A 23279-nucleotide genomic window follows, 5' to 3' on the forward strand; every position below is an offset into this window, starting at 1 on the left:
GGAGCGGCCGAAGTCGTGCAGCGGCGGCCGGCGGCGTTGCGCGCACGCAACACCGCGATGATCCGTCGCGTGTCGCCCGGGCGCGGCGGCGAGCGCCTTACTTCTTGCCGTTCGCGGCCTGCTCGATGATCTTCGCGACCGTATCGGGCCGCGAGAGACAGATCGCATGGCACGGCCGTATCGGCCGCTGATCGCGGCATCGCATGCCTAGGCGGGGTCGGGCCACTGGCTTTGCAGCATCTGCGGCAGCACGCGCGTCAGCAGATCGTCCGAGGTCGCGCCGGCGTGCATGTGCGCGAGCTTGCCGTCGAGCGCCAGATGGGCGAAGCCGTGCACCATCGACCACGACGCCAGCAGCACGACGCGCGAGCGGGCCTCCATCGGCTGGTCGGGTGCGATGGCATGCATCGCGCGGATGGTTTGTTCGAGTTGCGCCATGGCGCGGTCGCCCGCGTCCTGCAGCCCGGCGTGATCCGGGCTCAGCAGATCGCGGCGGAACATGAGCTGGAAGCGACCGGGGTAGGTGAGGGCGAAGCGCACGTAGCCGATGCCCTGCATCCGCAGGCGCTGCGTCGGCGTGCCGGCGCTGGCGTCGGTCTGCAGATGCCTGGCCAATTCGTCGAAGCCGAGTACCGCGACCTCCGAAAGCAGGCCGGACGCACCGCCGAAATGATGCGCGGGCGCCGCCGCGGAGACGCCCGCGCGGCGGGCCGCTTCGCGCAGGCTGAAGCCTTCCAGGCCTTGCTCGGCCAATATCCGGTCGGCCGCCTGGATCAGCGCGATGCGCAGGTCGCCGTGGTGATAGCGCTCGACGGGAAGGTCTTTGTTTCGAGGGGGTCGGGTCACGGCAAGGGTGCCATCTTGACAGTGTTCAAATAAGGGGTTAGCTTCAATCCTAACACTGTAAAGATTGAGGCCGCAAATGAACGCGACGATATCGCAGGCTCGACACCAGGCTCCGGCTCCGCACGCCTGGACCGCGGCGGACATTCCCGACCAGACCGGCCGCATCGCCGTCGTGACCGGCGCCAACAGCGGGCTGGGCTTCCTGACCAGTCTGGAACTCGCCAGACACGGCGCCCACGTGATCATGACCGTGCGCGATTTACACAAAGGGCGCGATGCGCAGGACAGGATCGAGGCGATCCGCCCCAAGGGCAGCGTCGAGTTGCGCCAACTCGATCTTGCCGATCTGAAACAAGTGAGCGCATTCGCCGGACGTTTGCTCGCGCAGGGCACCGGCGTCGATGTGCTGGTCAACAACGCCGGCATCATGATGCCGCCGCGATCGCTGACCGCGCAGGGCCACGAGTTGCAGTTCGGCGTCAATCATCTGGCCCATTTCGCCCTGACCGGCCTGTTGTTGCCCCGGTTGTCGCAAAGCCGCGACGGCCGCGTCGTCACTCTGAGTTCCGACCTGCACAAACGCGGCCGGATTCGTTTCGACGATCTGAGCGGCGAGCGCGATTACGGCCGCGTCGCGTTCTATGCCCAGTCCAAACTCGCCAACGCGTTGTTCGCGCTGGAACTGGATCGCCGCCTCAAGGCCGCCGGCCTGCCGGTGAAGAGCCTGCTCGCGCATCCCGGATACGCCGCGACCAACCTGCAGATGAGCGGGCCCCGCGGCGTCCTCAAACTGTTCATGCGCTTCGGCAACCGCTTCCTGGCGCAGCCCGCGCGGATGGGCGTATTGCCGCAGCTTTACGCCGCCACCGCGCCCGAAGCCGGCAGCGGTCAGTTCTTCGGCCCGGACGGCAAGGGTGAGAAGAAGGGGTATCCGACACTCGTTCAACCCGCCGATGCGGCCCGCGATGAATCGCTGGCCCAGCGATTGTGGCTGCTCTCGGAAGACCTCACCGATGTTCGCGCGGATTTTTCGCGAATGCAGTAGACGGCGACGGCCGATTGCTTCGAACAGCGAGCCGCTCCGGCATGGAGCGGCTCGCCGACCCGATCGATGGCCGGATCAGTTGATGCCGTTGATGAAGGTCGCGCCGGTGGCGGCCGGATCGAGCCAGTTGCTCAAGCGGGTCGCCGCGGTGCCGCCGCCGGTCCACGAGGTGAACACGCGGCCGTACTGGTCGCTGCGGTTGCTGCCGGTGGCGCTGCAGCTCGACGGGCCGCCGTGCAGCTGGCCGATCACGCGCTTTTCAGGGCTGTACAACGGCGAGCCCGACGAACCCGGCTCGGTCACACCGCCCGTGGGCTGCCACTGCACGTTCAAGTGCGTGGTGCCGGCGCCGCCGCCCCAGGCCACGAACGAGGTCGGGCTGACGGACAGGCTGATGCGCTTCTCGGCGACATTCGGATGATGGATGCCGATGGCGCTCGGGAAATTCTGGTTGCGGCGGTCCCAGCCGGCCCAGAACAGATTGAAGGCGGGATTGGCCGCGGTTCTGAGTTCCAGCAAAGTGAAATCGGAATTGGCCGAGGTCGCCCGCACCACCGAGCCGGACTGGCTCTGGTTCAGCAGTCCATCGCCGTCGGTCGCGTTAGGCGGTGTATTGGGCGCGCGACAGGTCGAGTTCTGGTAGTTCCAGTACACCACGATGCTGTTCGCGGCCGCCGCGGTGGTCATGCCGCAATGGTGCGCGGTGAGAAAGTACATCTTCTTGTTGTTGGCGGTGTTGTTGACCAGCGATCCGGTGCAGGCCAGCGAGCCGTTCTTCGAATACACCCCCACCGAGCGGATGATGTCGCGACGGCCGTTGCCGTCGGGACAGACCACATCGACATTGCAGATGCCCGACGTGCCTTTCTCGCCGCTGGCTTGAGCCATGCGACGCGCGAGCGGGCCGAAGCCGACATAGTCGTGATTGATCTTGGTCAGTCGCAGCTTCAGCTGGCCGGCGCTGGCGCGCGGCACCACCACTTCGATCACCGCTTCCTGGCCCGGGACGATCGCCGTCCACAGCTGGCCCATTTCATTGTTGTCGCGGTCGGTGTATTCGCGGATCAGTTCGCGGTCGCCGCCCTTGGTCTGGGTCGCCGGATAGATCAGCATGCGGCCGCCGGCCGGCATGTAGTACTGGGCGAACCCGAAATTCAGCGACATCGCCTTGTCCGAACGCACGCGCTGGCGCCAGACCACATGATCGGCGTCGAGATCTTCCCATACACCGGAGTTCAGCGGCGTCATGTCCACCGTCATCGGAAATGCGAAGCGGGGGATGTCGCCGCGCTTGTCGCGCAGCCGGTCTTGCGCCTTCAATTTTTCGACGTCGACCGCGGGCATCGTGCGCAGCGCGATCTTGTCGATGGGCGAAACGTTCGGATGATCGAACGCCGCCGGAAGCGTCGTCGGCCCGGCAATCGCGGCGCCGATCGAAAGCGATAACAAAGCCAGGGAACCGTACAGTCGTTTCATGGTTCTTTCCTTCCTAGAGAGAGGGGCCTTCTCCACGACGCAGGCGCGCGCATCCGGCAGTCCAAGCCGTGTGGCGGCGTGGCCAGCGAGAGGAGTCGGGCAATTGAAAGACGGTTGCGGAAGCACTCAACTGCGCGAGGCAGCGATCGACGGCGACCTCGGACGTGGCCCGGCTTGGCGGCCACGGCGCACCGTATGCCAGCCTCGCACTGCACAACAACGCGAAAAATCGTCGCGCGCACGCGGCTTCCGGACTCGCATCACGCATGCGGAAATAAAATTGTTCAGGTATCTGCATGCTGTTGCGCATGCCGTCCGGGCGCATGAACTTTCGGTGAGAAGCGGTGAGATTGGAGATCGATGTCCTGCTGCTTTCATCGCGTCGTTCGCGATGACGAGTCATTAAAGAACTGAAGCATCGTGTCTGCGCGGAAGAGGCGGCATGGCGAATCCGTTCGACCGCATCGATCGATCCGCGATCGCTCGCCGCGGTCGAACAGAATCGACGCACCTGGAAATTTTTCGCCATCGCAGACCCGGGCGGCTTCACGCCGCCCGGATACCGTTCATTTGCGCGCCATGTACGAAAACGTGATGCAGCCCTGCGTGGCTGTTGCAGCGCACATTGCACCCCCTGAAACCATACGCTAGCGTCCGGGGGCGATGGCAGGGGGAGCGATGCCGCGAAATTCCAGGCGTCCTCGTCGTCAGTCGGACTTCGCGTTTTCTCATCGGACACCAACGGGTGTCCGCAGCGAACATCATCTCGAAGGGGAATTAAGGATGAAGACTCTGTTCCGCAACAAAGCGGGGCGGTTGCTTTCGGCTGTGGCGCTGCTCGCGCTCACCGCCCCCGCCATGGCCAACACTCTCAACCAGAACGTGTCGTGGACCATCGACCGCGCCGGCACCAGCACCAAGTATCGATCCGTCGCCTACGGCGATTCGATCTTCGCCGGCTACAACGGCTCGATCAGCAATGCGGGCAAATACTCGGCGACGACGGTGGATGCCGAATACCTGTCGGCGCGCTGGAACGCCGACATCGAAAACGTTCGTCGCGCCAAGTCCGGCGCGGTGGCGCGCGATGTCTATGAAAACAAGATCGTGGCCGAGCGTTCCTACATGCAGGCCGCGTCCAGCCGCGTGGTGAGCTTCGAGATGTGCGGCAACGACGGCCTGCAGGCGCGGTCGGCGTTCAAGTCGCAGACCGGAACCTGCGATTACAGCGGCATGGAAGCGGCGATCAATTCCTGCAAGACCTACGTGGCGCTGGCGATGGACTACATCAACGCCAACGCGAACGCCAACACCCGGCTCAAGGTGGTGTCGAATCTGTACTACCCCGGCTACAACGCCGACAACGTACAAAGCTCATGCACCGACGCCGGCACCGGCCAGACGGTGAACATGCGCGACCGCTTCCTGCCCGCGATCGCCAAGATGAACTACTGGATGTGCGAATACGCCCGCCAGAAGGGCTTCAAGTGCGTGGACAGCTTCGCCCAGTACATGGGCGCGGACTACGACAGCAACGGCGACGGCCAGATCGATTCCGACGCGCTGCGCTACGTGCTCGGCGAAAGCGAGGCCAGCTACATCAACCGCACCGCGGTGACACTGCGAGCAACCTTGCGCGACGCCAACACCAAGTTCGTTTCGTCCTCCAGTTCGTTCGACTACATCCAGTCCGACGACACCCATCCGACCTACACCGGCGGCACCGTGTCGGCCGGCCTGTGGGGCGGCACCACCGGCAGCGGCGCACCGCGTTATTCCAGCTTCACCAACGGCCGCAGCCCGATCTGGAACCAGTACGGGCACGAGCGCATGGGTTGGGCGTTGTCGGTCTATCAGCCGACCAATCCCTGATCCAGGCGTCCGACGGACTATCGAGCCGTGGCCGAGCGCCGCCATCCGCATGCCCCGCCGTCCCGCGCGGACGGCGAGGGCATGCGTGTGATTGCGAAAGCGTCCGCGACCCGCGGCGGCGCGCTGCCGTGGGTGGTGGCCGTCGTCGTGATCGTCGTCGCGCTGGCGGCGTGGTTGTGGATGCGCGAACCGGTCGCCGTCGCCCAGGCCGGCATGGATCGCGATGTGGCGACCGCTGCGGTCGACGACCGGTCCGCGTCGACACATACCGCACAACCAGCCGCGTCGTTGCGGCAAACGCAGGACATGCCGAGCAACGATCCGGACGATCTGGCGTCCTACTTCCAACCCGGCGATCCGGAACCCACCGGCGCGCAGGTCATCGAGGCCTTGCAGCAGGCCGGTGTGCGCACCGGCCTGGGCGCGTTCAACCCGCCCGGCACGAGTCCGCCGCTGATCGGACTGGCCGTGCCGGAAGGTTACGAACTGCCCGAAGGCTATGTTCGCCATCATCAGGTGACCGACGAGGGCGTCGCGATCGAGCCGATCCTGATGTTCTCGCCCGATTTCATTTTGCGCGACGTGCAGGGCCGGCCGATGGCGATGCCGGCCGACCGCGTCGTGCCGCCGGCGCTCGCGCCACCGGGGATGCCGCGGCGGCAGATCCGGATTCCACCGCGCTGACACCGCTACACGGAGTGTTTCGATTTGATCCAGGAGCGGTTGTCCCCATCCCGCTGGCGTAGCCTCGCCGGCATTCTCGCCACCGCCTTACTGCTTGGCCTGTACGCTCGCGGCGGCCTCGCCTGGGGCCTGGGTTTCGTCGCGCTGGTGCCGTGGCTGCTCACGCTCGACAGCGACCGGCCGACGCTGCGCGTGCTGGCGAACGCGGCGTTGATGAGCGTGGCCTTCGTGGCCGCGGTGTTCTACTGGTTCGGTGCGGCGATCGGCGCCTATACCGGCGTGGGCGCGTCGACCGCGACGCTGGTGCTGCTGGTGTTCGCGCCGCTGGTGCAGCCGCAATTCATCGCCTTCGCGCTGGTGCGCCACTGGGCCGGACGCCGCTACGGACCCTTGCTGCGCGCCGTGGCCGCGGCCAGCGCATGGGTCGCCTGCGAATGGCTGGTGGCCAAGCCCTTGCGCGACACGATGGGACACGGCGTGTTTCCCTCGGCCGTGCTGCGCCAGGTCGCCGACCTCGGCGGCGCCGCGGGCATCACCGTGCTGTTGCTGCTGGTCAACGAGGCGATCGCCTTCGCCATCGAACAGCGCGGTCGCGGCGTGCGCGCATGGCTGCGGCCGCTCGCAATGGCCGCGGGCATCGTGGTGTGCATGGCCGGTTATGGCGCGATGCGACGCGCGGACTTGCAGGCGGCCCCGGCCGACGACGCGCCGACGCTGCGCGTGGCCATGGTCCAGGCCAACATCACCGACTACGAGCGCTTGCGCAAACAGATCGGCGCTTATGGCGTGGTCCGGCGTGTGCTCGACACGCATTACGCACTGTCGTGGTCGGCGATCCGCGACCATCAGGCTGACGTGCTGTTGTGGTCGGAAACCGTGTATCCCACTACCTTCGGCCATCCGCGCAGCGAAGACGGCGCCGCGCTCGACCGCGAGATCCAGGGCTTCGTCGATACGGCCGGCGTGCCTTTGGTATTCGGCACCTACGACCGCGACGGGCAGGGCGAGTACAACGCGGCCGCGTTCCTCGAACCGCGCAAAGGCTTGCTCGGCTTCTATCGCAAAACCTATCCGTTCCCGCTGACCGAACACGTGCCGCGCTGGCTGGACGGGCCGCGCTTGCGCGGATGGCTGCCGTGGACCGGCACCTGGAGCCCGGGCGACGGTGCGCGCGTGCTGCCGCTGCGCAGCGCGGACGGGCGCGAGGTCAACGTTGTGCCGCTGATCTGCCTGGACGATGTGCACAGCGATCTGGCCATCAACGGCGCACGGCTCGGAGCGCAGGCCATCGTCGGCATCTCGAACGATTCCTGGTTCACCGCTTATCCGGTCGGCGCGCGTCTGCATCTGGCGGTCGCGGCCTTTCGCAGCATCGAAACGCGGTTGCCTCAGGTGCGCGTCACCACGAACGGATTCAGCGCGATCATCGACGACACCGGCGAGGTGCTGGCGAACACCTCCATCGGCGACCAGGCCGTGCTGACCGCCTTCATCAGCGCCCGCGATCCGTCGCCCACCTTGATGGTGCGCTGGGGCGACTGGGTGGGGCGCGCGGGCGCGGCGTTCCTGCTCGCGCTGGCGGCGCTGGCCGCGTGGCAGGCCGTGCGCCGCCGCGCCGTCGCCGCGCCGAAGCTTGAATCGGTCATCGAAGTCGTGGTGCTCACGCCGTTCTGGCGTGGGCTGACCGGCGTGTTGAGGCTGTGCGCGGGCGCCGGGCTGCTGTGGCTGGCCTTCGACATGATCGCGCGCATCGGCCTGCAGATTCAGTCCTTGTCGCAGCTGCGGATATTCGCCGCGGCGGTGCTGGCGCCGGCCGTGGCCGCATGGGCCATCGAGCGAGCGTTCGCCGCGCAAGCGCGCATCGAAGGTCCGCTGCTGCGGTTGGATCAACGCCGGCAACGGATCGAACTTCCGGTGGCGTCGATCGCCGCGCTGCGGCCCTGGCGCATTGCGCTGCCGGGCAGCGGCGTCGATGTGCGCCTCGCCGCCGGTCCACGCTGGACGCGAGGTCTGGCGCTGACGCGTCCGCATGCGTTGCAGCGGATGCTGGCCGCGACCGTGGTACCGATTCGGCTGGAAGGCCGCTTCGCGACCGCGCTGGCCGATCTGGCCCAGGCCCGCGCGGACGCACGCCGCCGGATCGATCACCCGCTGCTGAAATTCGCGCTGTTCCCGCTGCTGTTGGCGCTGGTCGCCTTCCGTCTGCATCAGGTCATCGCCTTCGGCGGCGCGTTCGGCGAGTACTACAGCTACGGGCTGGCGGCGTATCTCAGCGGATTGCTGATCTGGTGGGCGTCGTGGTCGATCGGTCTGATGCTGTTCGCCGCCGTGCTGCGGATCGCGATCGAAACCGTCGTGGTGCTGGCCGTGGTGTTGCGGTCCGCGCACGCGGCCGCCTTGCGCGACGCGCTGGAATGGCTGGGCCGTTTGCTGTTCTACGTCGGCGTGCCGGCGTGGCTGGCGTGGCGGTTGCTGGCCATGGGTTGAAGCCAGCCCCGCACCAAAGCAGGCGGTGAAACCACCGCCTGCCGCTGACTCAGTACAGCACCCGCGTCCGCAGCGTGCCCGGAACCGCCGCCAGCGCTTCCTTCAGCACCGAGGTCTGCTCCTCCGATGCGGTCACATCGATCACGACATAGCCGACCTTGGCGTCGGTGCGCAGGTACTGGCCGTCGATGTTGACCTTGTGCGCGCTGAACAAATCGTTGATCTGCGACAGCACGCCCGGCACGTTGCGATGGATGTGCAGGAAGCGGTGGCTGCCGTCGTGGCCGGGCAGGGTGACTTCGGGGAAGTTCACCGCCGACAGCGTCGAGCCGTTGTCGCTGTAACGCACCAGCTTGGCCGCCACTTCCAGGCCGATGTTGTCCTGGGCTTCCAGCGTGCTGCCGCCGACGTGCGGGGTCAGGATGACGTTGTCCATGCCGACCAGCGGCGAAACAAAGCTGTCGTCGTTGCCCTTGGGCTCCACCGGGAACACGTCGATCGCCGCGCCGCCGATGTGGCCGGACTTCAACGCCGCGGCCAGTGCGTCGATGTCGACCACGGTGCCGCGCGATGCATTGAGCAGATGCGCGCCCGGCTTCATCAGCGCGATCTGCGCCGCGCCGATCATGCCCTGGGTGGAGGCGGTCTCCGGTACGTGCAGCGTGACCACGTCGGAGCGCCGCAGCAGATCGTCGAGGCTGCTCGCGTGCCGCGCATTGCCCAGCGACAGCTTGGTTTCGATGTCGTGGAAGATCACGTTCATGCCGATGCCTTCCGCCAGCACGCCCACCTGGGTGCCGATATGGCCGTAGCCGACGATGCCCAGCGTCTTGCCGCGCACTTCGTGGCTGCCGGCGGCCGATTTCGACCAGCCGCCGCGATGACATTCGGCGTTCTTCTGCGGAATGCCGCGCATCAGCAGGATCGCCTCGGCGATGACCAACTCGGCGACGCTGCGGGTGTTGGAATACGGGGCGTTGAAGACCGGGATGCCGGCCAGTTCGGCCGCTTCCAGGTCGACCTGGTTGGTGCCGATGCAGAAGCAGCCCACCGCGACCAGACGGCGCGCGTTGGCGATCACCTCGGCGCTCAGGTGCGAGCGCGAACGGATGCCGACGATGTGCGCCTCGGCGATGCGGTGCTTGAGCTCGTCTTCCGGCAGGGACTTCTCGTGGTACTCGATCTGCGTGTAACCGGCGGCGCGGAAGGTATCGACGGCGGTCTTGCTGACCCCTTCCAGCAACAGGACGCGGATGTCCTGCAGGGGGTACGAGGTTTTCTTGTTCGCCATTGCGCAAGGAGTGGGGAAGGGGGGCGGACGGTCACAATGCCAGAAGCCGCGGGTTTTTGCTGCGATGCGTCAACGGCCCGGATCGAGGCCCCGCGAGGCCCCGGCCGGAGCCTGGATTGGCCGCGGCATCGCTGGCATGCTCGCCGTCTCCCCACCTCCCCCCGACCCCGATGACCGATCCGCGCCTGGAAGGTTTGCGCCGCGACGCGCCAGACCTGCGCCTGAAGACCGATGCCGCCGACCTGGAACACTACGGCCGCGACTGGACCCGCCGCTGGACGCCGGCGCCGCTGGCGATCGCCTTGCCGGGGTCGATCGAGGAAGTGCAGGCCATCGTGCGCTGGGCCAACGTCCACCGCGTGGCCCTGGTGCCCTCCGGCGGCCGCACCGGCCTGTCCGGCGGCGCGGTGGCGGCGCAGGGCGAACTGGTGATCAGCCTGGAGCGGATGAACCGCGTTCTGGCGTTCGACCCGGCCGACCGCACCCTGACCGTGCAGCCCGGCATCGCCCTTGAGACCGTGCACAACGCCGCGCGCGAGCACGGCCTGACCTATCCGGTGGATTTCGCCGCGCGGGGTTCGTGCTCGATCGGCGGCAACATCGCCACCAACGCCGGCGGCATCCGCGTGATCCGCTACGGCAACACGCGCGAATGGATCACCGGTCTCAAGCTGGTCACCGGGTCCGGCGAGTTGCTGGACCTCAACCGCGGCCTGGTGAAGAACTCCAGCGGCTACGACCTGCGCCATCTGGCCATCGGGTCGGAGGGAACCCTGGGCGTCGTGGTCGAGGCCACGCTGCGGTTGACCGACCCGCCGCCGCCGACCAACGTCATGCTGCTGGCGCTGCCGTCGTTCGACGTGCTGATGAAAGTCTTCGCCGCCTTCCGCGAACGCCTGCAACTGGAGGCGTTCGAATTCTTCACCGATCACGCGCTGCGGCACGTGCTGGCGCACGGCGCGCAGGCGCCGTTCGAGCAGACCCATCCGTACTACGTGGTCACCGAATTCGCCATCGGCGATGAAGCCCGCGAAGCCGCGGCGATGGCTGCGTTCGAAGACTGCATGGAACACGGCTGGGTCAGCGACGGCGTGATCAGCCAGAGCGATGCGCAGGCCGCGCAGCTGTGGCGCCTGCGCGAAGGCATCTCGGAAAGCCTGGCGCGGCACAAGCCGTACAAGAACGATGTCTCGGTGCGGATCTCGGCGATGCCTGCGTTCCTGGAAGAAACCCAGGCCTTGCTGGGCGGCGCCTACCCGCATTTCGAAGTGGTGTGGTTCGGCCATATCGGCGACGGCAACCTGCACATCAACGTGCTCAAGCCCGAAGACGTATCCGACGCCGACTTCCTCGCCCAGTGCGAGCAGGTGACCAAGCTGCTCGCCGCCTCGCTGCAGCGCCACGGCGGCAGCATTTCGGCCGAACACGGCATCGGCCTGGTCAAGAAGGGCTATCTGGGCAGCACGCGCAGCGCGGCGGAGATCGCGGTCATGCGCGGGATCAAGCAGGTGCTGGACCCCAACGGGTTGATGAATCCGGGCAAGCTGTTCGACTGATTCATGTGCTGCGCGGCCTGTATGTCGGTCGATGGGTTCGCGCTGCGAAATCGGGAACGATGCCGGCTATGGCGGCGCATCGGCGATGGCGCCGATGCCAAGGACGGCCGCGGCGATCGATGGCCGGAAAATATTTCGCCGGCCGGAAGAAACTTCAGCCGCCGGCGGCCATCGCGCTGCGATGCGATGCACGGCCACCCCGCGCCATCCTCGTTTCCGGCGCTCTGGCACGCTGCTTGCTTCGCTCTCATTGCGAATGCCACGGAGAGCGATCATGCACAGAAGCCGTCTGGCGCAAATGGTCATCGATTGCGAAACCAGCGATCCTGACTGGGCCGCTCAATTCTGGGCGCAGGCACTGGGATACGCGGTGCGTCCGCAGCACAGCGCAAGCGAGGCGATGTACAGGGAACTGGCGGTTCACGCCGATCAACCGCGGGTGCTGATACAAGCGGTCACCCACGCCAGCCGCGTTCACCTGGATATCGAAAGCGACGATGTCGAGGGCGAAGTCGTGCGCCTGGAACACCTGGGCGCGGCGCGCATCGCCCAGATCAAGCGCTGGTGGGTGATGGCCGCGCCCACCGGCCAGCGGTTCTGCGTCCTTCCGCCGCAGCGCGAGGATTTCCCGGCGCACAGCAACGTGTGGCGCTGAGAACGAAGGTCCGCTCCGCGATCGCCGGTAAGCGCGGGTCCATTCGCGAAACCGGTCGAAAGCGACATTCCCCGCGCGGGTTTGCGCCAGCTGCGGGCGCTGCCGGCCGAGTGCCGGGCGATCCGCCAGCCGCGGGGCGAAAGCGACTGACCCGCGGTGCGAGGCCGCGAAGAATTTTCGCGCTGTCGCGGCAATTTTTTCGCTGAGCCGGCGGCAGGCCGCGGTTGAACCCGCGCCAAGGCGCTTCCGGCTTGGCACGCGATTTGCGGCGCATAGGGAAGCAGCCGGGCGTGCATGAGCCGTTCCCGGCATATCGCCGCGCAGACGATCCCTATCAACGCAGGAGGACCTATCAGTGCGCAGAACCGGACAGCGCCAGGGCGGCGACGACGTCGCCGGCACTGGGGAATTCAAGGCCGTCGCCGAGGAGGCGATGCGGCTGGGCGCGCGCGCCCTCGACAAGGGACGCGCTTGGTTGAACGAAAGGAGAAGCCAGATGAGACAGCAACCCGGCCGAGAAGGCCGCGACACCGAGTATTCGCGCCGGCCGTCCGGCGCCGAGGAGGACTCGCGCTACTACCGCGCCGATCACGGCGCGGACGATTCGTGGATGCACGACAAGGAGCGCCAGGCGAGCCGGGCCGGATACTCCGACTACGCCTACGATCCGCGCCTGGGCCCGGAACGCGGTTACGACGATGACGAGGCGCCGCAACGCAGCGCCGGATACGGCCGCGCGGCGCAGAACGATCGCGGCCGCGGTCAAGCGTATTCCGCCTATCGCGCCGGCGCGCGCGAATCGGCGATGGACCCGCGCGCCTATTCCGGGCAGCGCTATTACGACAGCGCTGGGCAGGAGCGGAGCGCCGACGGCCGGCGCCAGCGCATCGGCGGCGAAGACGATCGCGGCGATGCGCCGGATTCGTCCCGGTCCGCTTACCACGGCGCCGGACGCTTCCCGGCGCAGGGCGACCCGCGCCACGGCTATTACGTCTATGGCGAGCGCGAGGGTCCGCACGACTACGACGACTACGACCCGCGCAGCGGCGGCTATGCCGGACGCCTGCGTCCCGGCGGGCGCGAGCCCGGCGAAGGTTACGGCCGCTCATCGGGCTACGCGGCCGGCGGCGGCTTCGGCGAATCGGCCTACGGCGCTGGCTTCGAGCCTAACGAGGAGCCTTACCGCACCTACGCGGCGCAGACCGGTTCGGCCTATCGCGAACAGGGCATGCGCGGCCATCGCGGACAGGGCCCGCGGCGTTATGCCCGCTCCGACGAACGCATCACCGAAGACCTCAACGAGCGCCTGACCGAGGACGATCTGGTCGACGCGCGCGATATCGAGGTGCGATGCAGCGACGGCAAGGTCGTGCTGGAAGGGGAGGTCGGCGCTCGCTGGATGAAGCATCGCGCGGAAGACCTCGCCGATGCTTGCGGCGGCGTCAAGGACGTCGACAATCGCATCCGCGTGCGCGGCAGCGGCGATGCGCCGGCGTCCGCGGGATCGGCCGGCAGCGAACGCCCGTCGCCCGAACGCCCGGCGTCGGGAACGACGAGCCGCAGCGGCGCTAATCCGGGCGGCGCCGTCGCCCCCGCAAGCACCGCCGGCGCAAGCCCCGCGGGAGCCTCGCCCTCGCACAGCGGCGGCTCCAACCAATCGCACTGAGCCGTCGCCCCGACCGGCGGCGCCGTATCGAAACGGTCATTCCGGCTTCGATACGGCGCCCAGGCCCCGTTGCACCGCGGCATGGATGCGCTCGATCGCGGCCGGCTTGATCAGATGCTCATGGAAGCCGGCCGCGCGGGTGTGTTCGCGATCGTGCGCCTGGCCGTAACCGCTGTAGGCGATCAGATAAGGGGTCGGCACCGATATCCGCAAGGCGCGGGCGACGTCGTATCCGCTCAGCGGACCGGGCAGTTCCAGATCGCACACAACCACGTCGGCGGCTTCGCCGCGCCACGCGGCCAGGGCCTGTTCCGCATCGCCGGCGATGCGCACGCGATGGCCGTACAGGCTCAGCAACGTCGCCAGGGCTTCAGCAGTATCGGTTTCATCATCGACGATCAGAATCCGGCCATGCAGTTCGGTGACCGTTGCCGCGTCGGCCGCCGGCGGCGGCGCGGGCAGGCCGGCAATCGGGGCCGATGCGGGCAGCGAGACATTGAACCGGCTGCCGTGGCCGGGCCCCGGACTGTACGCGCTGACCTGTCCGCCATGGCGTTCCACCAGCGTCTTCACGATGTTCAGCCCCAATCCGAGCCCGCGCGCGCGCCAACTCGGCGTCTGCACGAACGGCTCGAACAATTTCGTCGCGATGTCGCGATCCAGGCCCTGGCCCTGATCGACGACGTTCACCTCGATGCGCGCCGCGCCGTCCGCCGTCGAGGCGTGCGCGACCGAGATTTCGATGCGCTGCCCCGGCGAACTGGCCTTGATCGCATTCGACAGCAAGTTGTCGAAGACCTGGCGCAGGCGCGCCCGGTCGCCTTCCACCCAGCAATCCGCCTCGGCCCGCACCTCGGCGATGCCGACGCCGTCGGTTCGCGCGCGCAGCAGATTGTCTTCGCGCACTTCGCCCAGCAGATCGCCGAGATCCATCGCTTCGCGGCGCAGTTCCAGATCGCCCTGGGTGACCCGCGAGACATCGAGCAGATCCTCGACCATGCGTTGCACATGCCGGTTCTGCCGGATCAACATGGCCAGCGTCTGCTGTTGCTGCGCGGGCGACAGATCCGGCCGTTGCAGCAGCTCGCTGGCGGCGGCGACGCCGGACAGGGGATTGCGCAGTTCGTGACTGAGCACGGCCAGGAAACGGCTGACCCGTTGATTCGCCGCCGCGAGCATCTCCACGGCGCGCTTGTGATCCTCGATGTCGGTGCTGGCGCCGTACCAGCAGCGCAGACTGCCGTGGTCGTCGAACAAGGGCTGACCGCGGACGATATGCCAGCGATACTCGCCGTCGCTGGCGCGGCGGAAGCGCAATTCCACGCTCAGCGGCTCGCCCTCGCGAATGGCCCGATCCCATGAGTGCAGGCCGGCTTCCAGGTCCTGCGGATGGCAGATGTCGCGCCAGTCCTCGTGCCCGCTCAGGCCGGCGTATTCGTACCAGCGCCGGTTCTGATAGCGAATGGAGCCGTCGGGTTCGGCGATCCAGACCATTTTCGGCAGATTGTCCAACAGCGCGCGCTGCTCGGCCTCGGCGTGGCGCAATTGCTGTTCGAACAGGTGCTTCTCGTGGACGTCGCGCATGCTGCCGATCCATTCGAGCACTTCGCCGCGATCATCGACCACCGGGACCGCGCGAAACGCGACGCAGCGGGCTTCGCCGAAGAGCGTGAGCACGCGGAACTCCAGATCCAGGACCTCCGCGAGCTGGGCACGCCGCGCCTCGTCCCAGGCGGCGAGAACGCGGGCGCGATCGAGCGGACTGACCGCATCGAGCCAGCCGTCGCCGCGCAGGCGTTTCCTGCCTTGGCCGGTGAATTCCTCCCAACCCGGGGCATCGAGCATCCGGCCCCGGCTGTCGGCATACCAGGCGATGCCGGCCCAGGCCATGGCCAGGCTGCGGAACCGGCGCTCGCTGGCCTCCACGCGGCGGGCGGCTTCCATGCGCTCGCTGATGTCGAGCGCGTGGATCACCACGCCTTCGACCACATTGTCGTCCGTGCGATGCGGAACGAACTGCACGTCGAAGTGACGCCGCTCGCCCCTGCGGACGACTTCCAGCGGAAATCGCACCGGGTGCCCGGCGAAGGCCTTGTCCAGCAGCGGGACATAAGGCGCCAGTTCGGCCTCGGGATGGGCCTCGTCGAGCCGCACGCCCTGCAGGCGGCGATAACCGAACCAGCGGCGGAAGTCCTTGTTGTAGAGACGGTAGCGCCGATCGATATCGACATAGGCGACCAGCGCCGGAATCCGCTCCATCAAGGCACGCATGAAGCCGCGTTGCGAACGCAGCGCGGCGTCGTCAGCGCGAGAGGCGCCGGTATCCATTATTCGGGCCTGGGTTCAGCGCCGCTCGCGCGAACGGCGGCCGCGCGGCGGCGGAGCGGGAACAGGCGGTCGATCCACGCCAAAGCCGCTGGCCTCATCGCAGCGCCGTGGGCGCCTGATTCAACAAGTTCGCGCCTCGTTCGCAGGCATTGCGCGCACGCTGAAGGTTCTCCTGGGCGAGGTCGACCGCGCCGCCGGCCAGCAACGCCTGCGCGGCCGCGCACGCCATGCTCACGGCGTTGAGTTCGTTGCGCAGCCGGTGCAGCCAGCGAGCCTGCTCGGTAACGGTTTCTTGCGCGGGCGACGGGTCGTGTTCGGGCAGGGTCATGGCTCAGTTCACCTCGTGCCCGCTTTCGCGCAAGCGCGCAATCTGGTTGTGGATGGTTCGCACGCTCACCCCGAGCGCGCGGGCGGCGCGGGTGCGATCGTTGTCGAAATGCGCCAGGGTCTTGAGCAGCATTTCCTGCTCGATCTGGGCGTAGGTCATGCCCACGCTGAAGTTCACCCGGCCGGGGCCGGCGGCGGCCGATGCCGGTCTGCGGGCGCCCGGAGCGATGCGGATCTGCGCGTCCGCCGCGGTCAGGAACGCGCGCTGGACCGCGCTGCGAAGCTCGCGCACATTGCCTGGCCAGGGATGCGAGGCGACTATCGCCTCGATGCCCGGGGCGAAACGTTTATGCGTGCTGTAACGGGCGTTGAGTTCGTGCAGGATCGAGCGCGCGATCAGCACACCGTCGCCGCCGCGGTCGCGCAGCGGCGGAAGTTCGAGATGAAAATCGGCCAGGCGGTAGTACAGATCTTCGCGAAGCGCGCCATCGGCGACCGCCAGCAGCGGATCGCGGTTGGTCGCGGCCACGATGCGGACATCGATCGCCACCTCGTCGGTTCCGCCCACTCGTGTCAACGATCCGGCTTCCAGCACGCGCAGCAGATAGACCTGCAGCGGCGCGGGCATCTCGGCGATTTCGTCCAGGAACAAGGTTCCGCCGGCGGCCTGTTCGAAGTAGCCGCAATGCCGGCTCGACGCGCCGGTGAAACTGCCTCGTTCGTGGCCGAACAAGTGGCTGGCCAGCAAGTCCGGCGCGATCGCGCCGCAGTTGACCGCGACGAACGGCCCGGTCCGGCCGCTCAGCCGATGCACGGCGCGGGCGGCCAACTCCTTGCCGGTGCCGCTTTCGCCGCTCAGCAGCACGGACACGTCCGAGGGCGCGGCTTGTTCGATATCCGCTATCAGCCGGCGCATCGCCGGGGAGTCGCCGATCATGCCCGAGCGGCCGATCTCGCCGAGCCGCATGCGCACCGGCTGGGCCGCGCGTTCGAGCAGGCCCTTGAACTGTTCCGGGGACAGCGGTTTCACCAGGTAGTCGGCGATCGGCTTGGCCACCGCGCGTGCCGCGGTTTCGACCGAGGGATGCCCGGTCACGATCGCCACGTGGCCCAGTTCCGGCAAGTCCTGGTCGTCGAGCAGATCGATGCCGTTGCCGTCGGGCAGATCCAGATCGAGCAGCAGCAGGTCGATCATGGGCAGTTGCGCGAAACCGCGCGACTGTTCCAGTGAATGGGCCAGATACGGCTGGTATCCGTGGGAACGGGCGAAATCCGCCGCCGCCCGGGCGAAATCCCGGTCGTCATCGACGATCAGCAGGGTAGGGCTGGGCTGCGCGGCAGCGACGAGCGCGGTTTCGGACGACACGGATTGCATCCTGTCTGGGGCGGCATGGCGCGGTGGACAGCTCAGACTAAGGACAATTTTGTTAAGCGCGTGTTGGCGGAAAATGATTCCGGCGTGATGAAGAATTTACAGTGATCAGCGCGCCGAAGGCCGCGGCGACGGCGATCGCATCGACGGCGGCTTCGCGGCAAAAACGGCATTACGCGCGTGGTTTCGATGGCGGCCGCATGGCTGGCACGAGAGTTGCTTGGTTGAGTGCAAGAACGGCGTCAGTCCGGACGCCGAGATGCCCCGAGAGGATCAGTCATGAACAGGCCAATCCAGAACAGCACCGCTTTCGCGCCTTCCTCTTTCGAATCGGCGGGCGGGTTGCGCAACCCGGCATCGCCAGCACATATCGACAGGCGGCCGCGGCCCGCGACGGCCATGGCGGAGAATTTCATGGGCTACTGCGGCAGCGCGGCGCCGGTGCATGAGATGTCCCCGGACGTGGTCGACCTGGAGTCGGAGCTGGGCTATTGGCGCGGGCAGTATCGAACGCTGCCCGGGAGCACCGCGCTGCGTTACCGCGATTACGAGCCGGCGATCAAGCTCGGGCTCGACGCCTATGTGCGCAGCCACGGTCGCGAACTGCGCGACATGGAGGAGGAGTTGATCGCCTGCTACCGTCGCACGCGCGGTGTGAGCCGGCTGGAGTGGGAGCATGCCCGCGTGATCGTGCTCCTGGCCTGGGAACACCTGCGTGGCAGGGGCGCGATGAAATGAGGCGATCCGCGCCGCGACCGCCGCGTCACGGATACAGCCGCTGGCACAGCGGGCAGAAAAACGCGCGGCGCTTGAAACGCCCCAGATGCTTGCGGTAGCTCAATCGGCTGGCATCGCGCGGGCAATGGGTTTTGGTGTGGACTTGATAGTGCTTCTTCAGCTCGTATGCCTTCTTCCAGCGGTAGAAATCGAAGCTGTAGTCCCGCGCCTGGGCGATGAGTTCGCTGAGTTTTCGCGCGGGCAGCGCGCCGACGGGGCTTTGCGGATGCGCGCGGATGCGGTGCAGGACTTCGTTCTTGATGATGTTGCCGACGCCGGAGAACACGGTCTGATCGAGCAACGCGTCGCATACGAGTTCGTCCGGCGACTGCTTGAGCTTGGCGCGGGCGGCCCTGGGGTTCCAGTCGTCGCTCATGACGTCCGCCGACCAGTCGTAGACATCGTCCAGGTCGTCTTCGATGAACTTGAGCGAGCACGAATAGAAGTTCAGCGCGTCGCCGCGGCTGAAGCGAAGACTCAGCCGCGGCGGGGCCGGGCGTTCTTCGTTGATGCGGTAGCTTCCGAACAGCAGGAAATGGATGCGCAGGCTGAAACGGTCGAACTCGATGAGAAAATGTTTCCCCCACGAGCGCAGGGCGAGGATCTTCTTGCCCTGCATGCGTTGAATGTCCAGCTTGCTGTTGCCGGCGACGCCGCGCACTTCGCGGCCCGCGAACCCGGCCGCTTCTTCCTTCAGGATGACGATCGTGGGGCCTTCGGGCATGCAGGCAGTATCGAAGCCGGCGGTGAGGTCGATGTCAACGCAGCAGGTCGAAGCTTCATGGCAAACTCAGCTTCACGATTCGTATCGCACGGATGCGGCCAGGAAGGATGTGGGCATGGCCGGTAATCCCGCGGACAGTGTGCGCATCGGCTGCGCCGGCTGGTCGATTTCGTCCGAACACCGGCATCTGTTCGGGCCGGGAGAGAGCATGCTGGCCCGCTACGCGACCGTGTTCGACGCGGTCGAAATCAATTCTTCCTTCTACCGGCCGCATCAACCCAAGACCTATCGACGCTGGGCCGATACGGTGCCGGACGATTTCCGATTCTCGGTCAAGATGCCCAAGGCCATCTCGCACGAAGCCCGGTTGCGAGGGGCCGGCCCGATCTTGGACCGGTTCATGGACGAGGTCTCGTGCCTGCAGCGCAAGCTGTCGGTGTTGTTGCTGCAGCTGCCGCCCAGCCTGGCGTTCGATGCGTCGACGGTCGCGACGTTCCTGCGCATGCTGCGCAACCGCTGGAGCGGCGGCGTGGTGTGCGAACCGCGCCATTCCAGTTGGTTCGCACCGCCGGCGCGGGCCTTGTGCGATCGCTACGGCATCAGCCGCGCCGGCGTCGATCCGGCGCCCGATCCGCGCGGACGCACGCCGCACGGCGCCGTCCAGTACTGGCGCTGGCATGGTTCCCCGCGCATCTACTACAGCAACTACAGCCCGGCCGACTTATCCGGATTGAGCGCGGCGATCGAGGCGGGCGATCGCGCCGCGCAGCGTTGGGCGATATTCGACAACACCGCATCGGGCCACGCCATAGCCAACGCGGTCGAACTGAAGACGCTGGTTTCCCGGGCGTGACAGCCCGCCGCCATCAAGCGCCCGAGCGCCGCCGGCCGCGCCGATACGCCGCGGTCGCGACACCGGCGCTGCGAAGAATCGACAGCGCCGCGTTCTTGAGCGGTGCCCGCGGCGATGCGACGCAATCGCCGGGAACGTGCACCTCGTACTCGCGCATGTGCGCATCCAGCGCGGTCGCCAGCACGCAGGCCTCGGCCGCCACCCCGGTCACCACCAGGTGCCGGGCGCCCGTGGCTTCCAGCAACAAGGGCAGGGGACTTTGGAAGAACGCCGAATGCTTGGGTTTCAGCACGAAGTGGTCGTCGTCCTGCGGATGCAGATGATCGAGGATGTCCGCCGCCCGCCCCAACCGGGCGCGCACGATAAGCTCGCGAAGGTCGGATTGCCATCGGCCGAAGTTGTCGTTGATGTAAATGCAGGTGCCTGCTTCGGCCTTGATCGCGCGCTTGACCGCGGCGATGCGAGGAGCGACCTGCAAGGCGACGCGCGCCAACGCTTGTCCATTGGCGAAGTCGAACGGGTTGATCATGTCCAGGATCAGCAAGGCGGTCTTGGACGGCATGAGCACCTCCGTAAGGCTGGCGGACGGCGGCGAAGCGGCGCCGCGATTATTTCCCGGGCGAGCGTCGTTTGCCGATCGCCTTGAACCGGACCCGAACCGGGGCGTGATCGCTGGGCTTGTCCAGGCCGCGCACCCAGCGGTCGACTCCGGCCTCGGCCAGGCGCGGCGCCAACACGGGATTCAACAGCACGTGGTCGATGCGCAATCCGGCGTCGCGAGGCCAGTGCTGGCGGAAGTAATCCCAGAACGTGTAGATCCGCTGGTCCGGATGAAGCTCGCGCACCGCGTCCACCCAGCCTTGCTCGAGCAGCGTGCGGTATCGCTGGCGGCTGCCCGGCTGCAGCAAGGCGTCCTTCAGCCATGACTTTGGATTGTAGATATCGTCATCCGTCGGCACGACATTGAAATCGCCGGCCAAGGCGGTCGGGTGTTCGCTCGCCTGCAGCGAGCGGGCGTGACGGATGAGACGGTCGAACCACGACAGCTTGTAGTTGAACTTCGGTCCGGGCTGAGGATTGCCGTTCGGCAGATACAGGCAGCCGACCACGATTCCGTGCACCGCCGCTTCCAGGTAGCGGCTCTGCGTATCGGCGCGATCGCCGGGCAGTCCGCGACGTATCTCGATCGGCTCGGACTCGCGCGCCAGGATCGCCACGCCGTTCCAGGCGCTTTGTCCATGCCAGATCGCGCCGTACCCGGCGTCGTTGACGGCGCCGATGGGGAAACCGCTGTCGATCGACTTGAGTTCCTGCAGGCAGACGATGTCGGGCTTGTCGCGCTTGAGCCATGCCAGCAGATGCGGAAAACGGCTGCGAATGCCATTGAGATTGAAGGTGGCGAGCGACAGGCGACGTGCGGGCACGCGGAGACCTCATGATGCGATGGCCCAGCCTCCCATCGCCGTCGTTATGCCGCTGTCAGCGGTGGCCATCCATGGCGGCGTCCGCCGAGCGCTTCGCCTGTCGCGCAGCGTGCCGCATGAACAATTCAGTGAAGCACGCGCTAAACGAGCGTTAACGCCATGCGACAACGACGCGCCGGAATCTGCACCCGATGCTAGCGAGCATTGCCGGAGGATCGAATCTCCCCGACTCGAAGGACTGGCCATGCTGCACTACGCTCTTGTTTTCCTGGTAATCGCATTGATTGCCGGCGTGCTCGGCTTCACCGGAATCGCCGGCGCCGCCAGCCAGATCGCCTGGATCTTGTTCGTGGTGTTTCTGGTGCTGGCGGTCATTTCGTTCTTCCGCGGCCGCGGCCGGCCGGCGGCGTGACCTACCTCAACGACGATAAGAATCCAGGAGATCCACGGTGAAGAAGACCCAACCCAACCCCGATCAAGTGCGCGAACTGCTGTATCAGGCGCTGGAGACCGAGCAGGGCGGCATCAAGATTTACGAGGCCGCGCTGAAATGCGCGATTAACGACGACCTGCGCGATGAATGGCAGGAATACCTCGAACAGACGCGCACGCATGAGAAGGTGCTGCTCAATGTGTTCGAGCAGCTCGGACTCGATCCCAAGCAACGGCCGCCGGGCCGCGAAGTGGTCGGCCACATCGGCGCATCGTTGGTGGCGGCGATCCAGTTGGCGCGCAAAAGCGCCGGTCCGGACGCCGCGCAACTGGTCGCGGCCGAGTGCGTGGTCCTGGCCGAAACCAAGGATCACGCCAACTGGGAACTGATCGGGCACCTGGTCGAGCACGCCCAAGCCGAACAACTGGACGTGCTGAAGCAGGCCTTCGATGCGGTGGAAAACGACGAAGACCACCACCTGTATCACACCAAGGGATGGTCGCGAGAGCTATGGATACAGGCTTTGGGCCTGCCGGCGGTGCTGCCGCCTCCGGAAGAACTCAAGCAGGTCGAAACCGCCATCGGTGCGGCCAGGGCGGAACAGGCGCGCGATCGGATGCTGTAGCCATGGGCGTCGGCGCTCCATCCCGGCCAGCCAAGGCCATGCGCAGCGGATTCTGGCGCGAGAACGCCTTGTCGATGGTGTTGCTGATCTTGTTCGCATCCTGTCTGTTCGGACAGATCGCCTCGGGCCGCGCGGTGTTCAACCAGGAACGTCGCGAGCACGGCCTGGCGCCGGTGGCCTGGATCGATTACTTCCACCACGGGCAGTTTGTGTCCGCCACGTTCGAGAACTGGGAAAGCGAGTTCCTGCAAATGGGTTTGTACGTGTTGCTGACGGTCGGGCTTCGCCAGAAAGGATCGGCCGAATCGCGCCCGTTGGACGACAAGGCCCAAGGCGCGCTCGAAGCGGACTCGCGCGACGTCGAAGCCGGCCCGAGTCCATCCGCCGTGCGGCGCGGCGGATGGATCGCGCGGCTCTACGCCAACTCGCTGTCGATCAGCCTGTTGCTGCTGTTCGCCGTGGCCTTCGCGGCGCACGGCTATGGGAGTTGGCGGCAGGAAGTCGAAGAACGCTCGATTCAGGGCCAGGCCGCGCCGACGCTGCCTGAGCACCTGGCCGGCGCCGAGTTCTGGTTCGAGTCGTTCCAGAACTGGCAAAGCGAGTTTCTGGCGGTGCTCGCCCTGGTCGTGTTGTCGATCTGGCTGCGTCAGGCGCATTCGCCGCAATCCAAGCCGGTGCGGGCGCCGCATTCACAGACCGGGGCAGGGTAGGTCGCGAACAATGTCCTGCGATCAGCCGCCGGGCGCGCCGATGTTGCGTCAGCGGATCGATCCGCCGGAGCCGCCGCCCATTTTTGCGGCGCACAATTCTCATCCGCCCTTCGGCAAAACCAAGTCGA

Annotated in this window: 21 protein-coding genes; 12 read left to right on the forward strand and 9 right to left on the reverse strand. The window is 66.8% G+C overall.

Going from position 1 to position 23279, the window contains the following annotated elements; translation table 11 throughout:
• Positions 1-207 precede the first annotated feature (207 nt).
• Positions 208-846 carry a TetR/AcrR family transcriptional regulator gene (locus J7J50_RS12960; RefSeq protein WP_215058533.1) on the reverse strand — a complete coding sequence of 213 codons (639 nt, stop codon included), beginning with the start codon at positions 844-846 and terminating at the stop codon, positions 208-210.
• Between the two features lie 76 nt (positions 847-922).
• Here J7J50_RS12960 and J7J50_RS12965 point away from each other — a divergent pair, with 76 nt between their 5' ends.
• Positions 923-1891, forward strand: coding sequence for an oxidoreductase (locus tag J7J50_RS12965; protein ID WP_215058534.1), 969 nt, complete (start codon positions 923-925; stop codon positions 1889-1891).
• 75 nt (positions 1892-1966) lie between these two features.
• On the opposite strand, the gene J7J50_RS12970 is transcribed toward J7J50_RS12965, so the two are convergent.
• The gene (locus J7J50_RS12970; RefSeq protein WP_215058535.1) at positions 1967-3367 is read right to left on the reverse strand and encodes a trypsin-like serine protease; all 1401 of its coding nucleotides are present in this window, start codon (positions 3365-3367) and stop codon (positions 1967-1969) included.
• Between the two features lie 783 nt (positions 3368-4150).
• Here J7J50_RS12970 and J7J50_RS12975 point away from each other — a divergent pair.
• From J7J50_RS12975 to lnt, 3 genes are read left to right on the forward strand one after another with little or no spacing between them, the layout of a single operon-like run.
• Positions 4151-5239, forward strand: coding sequence for an SGNH/GDSL hydrolase family protein (locus tag J7J50_RS12975; protein ID WP_215058536.1), 1089 nt, complete (start codon positions 4151-4153; stop codon positions 5237-5239).
• A 27-nt stretch (positions 5240-5266) separates the two neighbouring features.
• The gene (locus tag J7J50_RS12980; RefSeq protein ID WP_215058537.1) at positions 5267-5923 is read left to right on the forward strand and encodes a hypothetical protein; all 657 of its coding nucleotides are present in this window, start codon (positions 5267-5269) and stop codon (positions 5921-5923) included.
• 39 nt (positions 5924-5962) lie between these two features.
• Positions 5963-8410: an apolipoprotein N-acyltransferase gene (lnt, locus tag J7J50_RS12985; RefSeq protein WP_215058538.1), complete on the forward strand. Its 2448-nt coding sequence runs from the start codon at positions 5963-5965 to the stop codon at positions 8408-8410.
• A gap of 49 nt (positions 8411-8459) precedes the next feature.
• On the opposite strand, the gene serA is transcribed toward lnt, so the two are convergent.
• Complete coding sequence (gene serA / locus J7J50_RS12990; protein ID WP_215058539.1) at positions 8460-9701, reverse strand: phosphoglycerate dehydrogenase; 1242 nt, start codon at positions 9699-9701, stop codon at positions 8460-8462.
• Positions 9702-9871: 170 nt separating this feature from the next.
• On the opposite strand from serA, the gene J7J50_RS12995 reads away from it, so the two are divergent.
• The 3 genes from J7J50_RS12995 to J7J50_RS13005 all read left to right on the forward strand — a co-directional run bounded on the left by J7J50_RS12995 (position 9872) and on the right by J7J50_RS13005 (position 13578).
• On the forward strand, positions 9872-11257 hold the full coding sequence (locus tag J7J50_RS12995) for an FAD-binding oxidoreductase (RefSeq protein ID WP_215058540.1): 1386 nt from the start codon (positions 9872-9874) through the stop codon (positions 11255-11257).
• Between the two features lie 274 nt (positions 11258-11531).
• Positions 11532-11912, forward strand: coding sequence for a VOC family protein (locus J7J50_RS13000; protein ID WP_215058541.1), 381 nt, complete (start codon positions 11532-11534; stop codon positions 11910-11912).
• A gap of 496 nt (positions 11913-12408) precedes the next feature.
• Positions 12409-13578, forward strand: a complete 1170-nt coding sequence (locus J7J50_RS13005; protein WP_215062823.1) for a BON domain-containing protein — start codon at positions 12409-12411, stop codon at positions 13576-13578.
• Between the two features lie 36 nt (positions 13579-13614).
• On the opposite strand, the gene J7J50_RS13010 is transcribed toward J7J50_RS13005, so the two are convergent.
• The 3 genes from J7J50_RS13010 to J7J50_RS13020 all read right to left on the reverse strand — a co-directional run bounded on the left by J7J50_RS13010 (position 13615) and on the right by J7J50_RS13020 (position 17599).
• Positions 13615-15906 carry a PAS domain S-box protein gene (locus J7J50_RS13010; RefSeq protein ID WP_215097498.1) on the reverse strand — a complete coding sequence of 764 codons (2292 nt, stop codon included), beginning with the start codon at positions 15904-15906 and terminating at the stop codon, positions 13615-13617.
• A gap of 94 nt (positions 15907-16000) precedes the next feature.
• A complete protein-coding gene (locus J7J50_RS13015) occupies positions 16001-16234 on the reverse strand; it encodes a hypothetical protein (RefSeq protein WP_215058544.1) in 234 nt (77 codons plus the stop codon).
• A 3-nt stretch (positions 16235-16237) separates the two neighbouring features.
• Positions 16238-17599 carry a sigma-54 dependent transcriptional regulator gene (locus tag J7J50_RS13020; RefSeq protein ID WP_215058545.1) on the reverse strand — a complete coding sequence of 454 codons (1362 nt, stop codon included), beginning with the start codon at positions 17597-17599 and terminating at the stop codon, positions 16238-16240.
• Between the two features lie 285 nt (positions 17600-17884).
• Between J7J50_RS13020 and J7J50_RS13025 the strand changes: the two genes are divergently transcribed.
• Positions 17885-18343 carry a hypothetical protein gene (locus J7J50_RS13025; RefSeq protein WP_215058546.1) on the forward strand — a complete coding sequence of 153 codons (459 nt, stop codon included), beginning with the start codon at positions 17885-17887 and terminating at the stop codon, positions 18341-18343.
• A 25-nt stretch (positions 18344-18368) separates the two neighbouring features.
• Here the strand turns inward: J7J50_RS13025 and J7J50_RS13030 are convergent, their stop codons facing one another.
• A complete protein-coding gene (locus J7J50_RS13030; RefSeq protein ID WP_215058547.1) occupies positions 18369-19106 on the reverse strand; it encodes a DNA-formamidopyrimidine glycosylase family protein in 738 nt (245 codons plus the stop codon).
• A 115-nt stretch (positions 19107-19221) separates the two neighbouring features.
• Here J7J50_RS13030 and J7J50_RS13035 point away from each other — a divergent pair, with 115 nt between their 5' ends.
• Entirely contained in the window at positions 19222-19959 is a 738-nt protein-coding gene (locus tag J7J50_RS13035; RefSeq protein WP_215058548.1) for a DUF72 domain-containing protein, read from the forward strand.
• A gap of 13 nt (positions 19960-19972) precedes the next feature.
• Here the strand turns inward: J7J50_RS13035 and J7J50_RS13040 are convergent, their stop codons facing one another.
• Entirely contained in the window at positions 19973-20521 is a 549-nt protein-coding gene (locus J7J50_RS13040; protein ID WP_215058549.1) for an isochorismatase family cysteine hydrolase, read from the reverse strand.
• Between the two features lie 46 nt (positions 20522-20567).
• Positions 20568-21383, reverse strand: a complete 816-nt coding sequence (gene xth / locus J7J50_RS13045) for an exodeoxyribonuclease III (RefSeq protein ID WP_215058550.1) — start codon at positions 21381-21383, stop codon at positions 20568-20570.
• 244 nt (positions 21384-21627) lie between these two features.
• Here xth and J7J50_RS13050 point away from each other — a divergent pair, with 244 nt between their 5' ends.
• The 3 genes from J7J50_RS13050 to J7J50_RS13060 are packed head-to-tail and all read left to right on the forward strand — an operon-like array spanning position 21628 to position 23151.
• A complete protein-coding gene (locus tag J7J50_RS13050; protein WP_215058722.1) occupies positions 21628-21795 on the forward strand; it encodes a DUF1328 domain-containing protein in 168 nt (55 codons plus the stop codon).
• Positions 21796-21832: 37 nt separating this feature from the next.
• The gene (locus J7J50_RS13055; RefSeq protein WP_215058551.1) at positions 21833-22441 is read left to right on the forward strand and encodes a hypothetical protein; all 609 of its coding nucleotides are present in this window, start codon (positions 21833-21835) and stop codon (positions 22439-22441) included.
• 2 nt (positions 22442-22443) lie between these two features.
• Complete coding sequence (locus tag J7J50_RS13060) at positions 22444-23151, forward strand: DUF6766 family protein (RefSeq protein ID WP_251044098.1); 708 nt, start codon at positions 22444-22446, stop codon at positions 23149-23151.
• The last annotated feature ends 128 nt before the right edge of the window (positions 23152-23279 follow it).

It is taken from the genome of Lysobacter sp. ISL-50 (assembly GCF_018612875.1).
GTDB lineage: Bacteria > Pseudomonadota > Gammaproteobacteria > Xanthomonadales > Xanthomonadaceae > Lysobacter.

Excerpts from the sequence above, each read along its gene's own strand:
- J7J50_RS13040 (WP_215058549.1), bottom strand. The coding sequence starts at position 20,521 with ATGCCGTCCAAGACCGCCTTGCTGATCCTGGACATGATCAACCCGTTC.
- J7J50_RS13010 (WP_215097498.1), bottom strand. The coding sequence starts at position 15,906 with ATGGATACCGGCGCCTCTCGCGCTGACGACGCCGCGCTGCGTTCGCAA.
- J7J50_RS13005 (WP_215062823.1), top strand. The coding sequence starts at position 12,409 with ATGAGACAGCAACCCGGCCGAGAAGGCCGCGACACCGAGTATTCGCGC.
- J7J50_RS13030 (WP_215058547.1), bottom strand. The coding sequence starts at position 19,106 with ATGCCCGAAGGCCCCACGATCGTCATCCTGAAGGAAGAAGCGGCCGGG.
- J7J50_RS12970 (WP_215058535.1), bottom strand. The coding sequence starts at position 3,367 with ATGAAACGACTGTACGGTTCCCTGGCTTTGTTATCGCTTTCGATCGGC.
- J7J50_RS13060 (WP_251044098.1), top strand. The coding sequence starts at position 22,444 with ATGGGCGTCGGCGCTCCATCCCGGCCAGCCAAGGCCATGCGCAGCGGA.
- J7J50_RS13015 (WP_215058544.1), bottom strand. The coding sequence starts at position 16,234 with ATGACCCTGCCCGAACACGACCCGTCGCCCGCGCAAGAAACCGTTACC.
- J7J50_RS13000 (WP_215058541.1), top strand. The coding sequence starts at position 11,532 with ATGCACAGAAGCCGTCTGGCGCAAATGGTCATCGATTGCGAAACCAGC.
- J7J50_RS13035 (WP_215058548.1), top strand. The coding sequence starts at position 19,222 with ATGGCCGGTAATCCCGCGGACAGTGTGCGCATCGGCTGCGCCGGCTGG.
- J7J50_RS12995 (WP_215058540.1), top strand. The coding sequence starts at position 9,872 with ATGACCGATCCGCGCCTGGAAGGTTTGCGCCGCGACGCGCCAGACCTG.
- J7J50_RS12965 (WP_215058534.1), top strand. The coding sequence starts at position 923 with ATGAACGCGACGATATCGCAGGCTCGACACCAGGCTCCGGCTCCGCAC.
- serA (WP_215058539.1), bottom strand. The coding sequence starts at position 9,701 with ATGGCGAACAAGAAAACCTCGTACCCCCTGCAGGACATCCGCGTCCTG.
- J7J50_RS12975 (WP_215058536.1), top strand. The coding sequence starts at position 4,151 with ATGAAGACTCTGTTCCGCAACAAAGCGGGGCGGTTGCTTTCGGCTGTG.
- J7J50_RS13025 (WP_215058546.1), top strand. The coding sequence starts at position 17,885 with ATGAACAGGCCAATCCAGAACAGCACCGCTTTCGCGCCTTCCTCTTTC.
- J7J50_RS13050 (WP_215058722.1), top strand. The coding sequence starts at position 21,628 with ATGCTGCACTACGCTCTTGTTTTCCTGGTAATCGCATTGATTGCCGGC.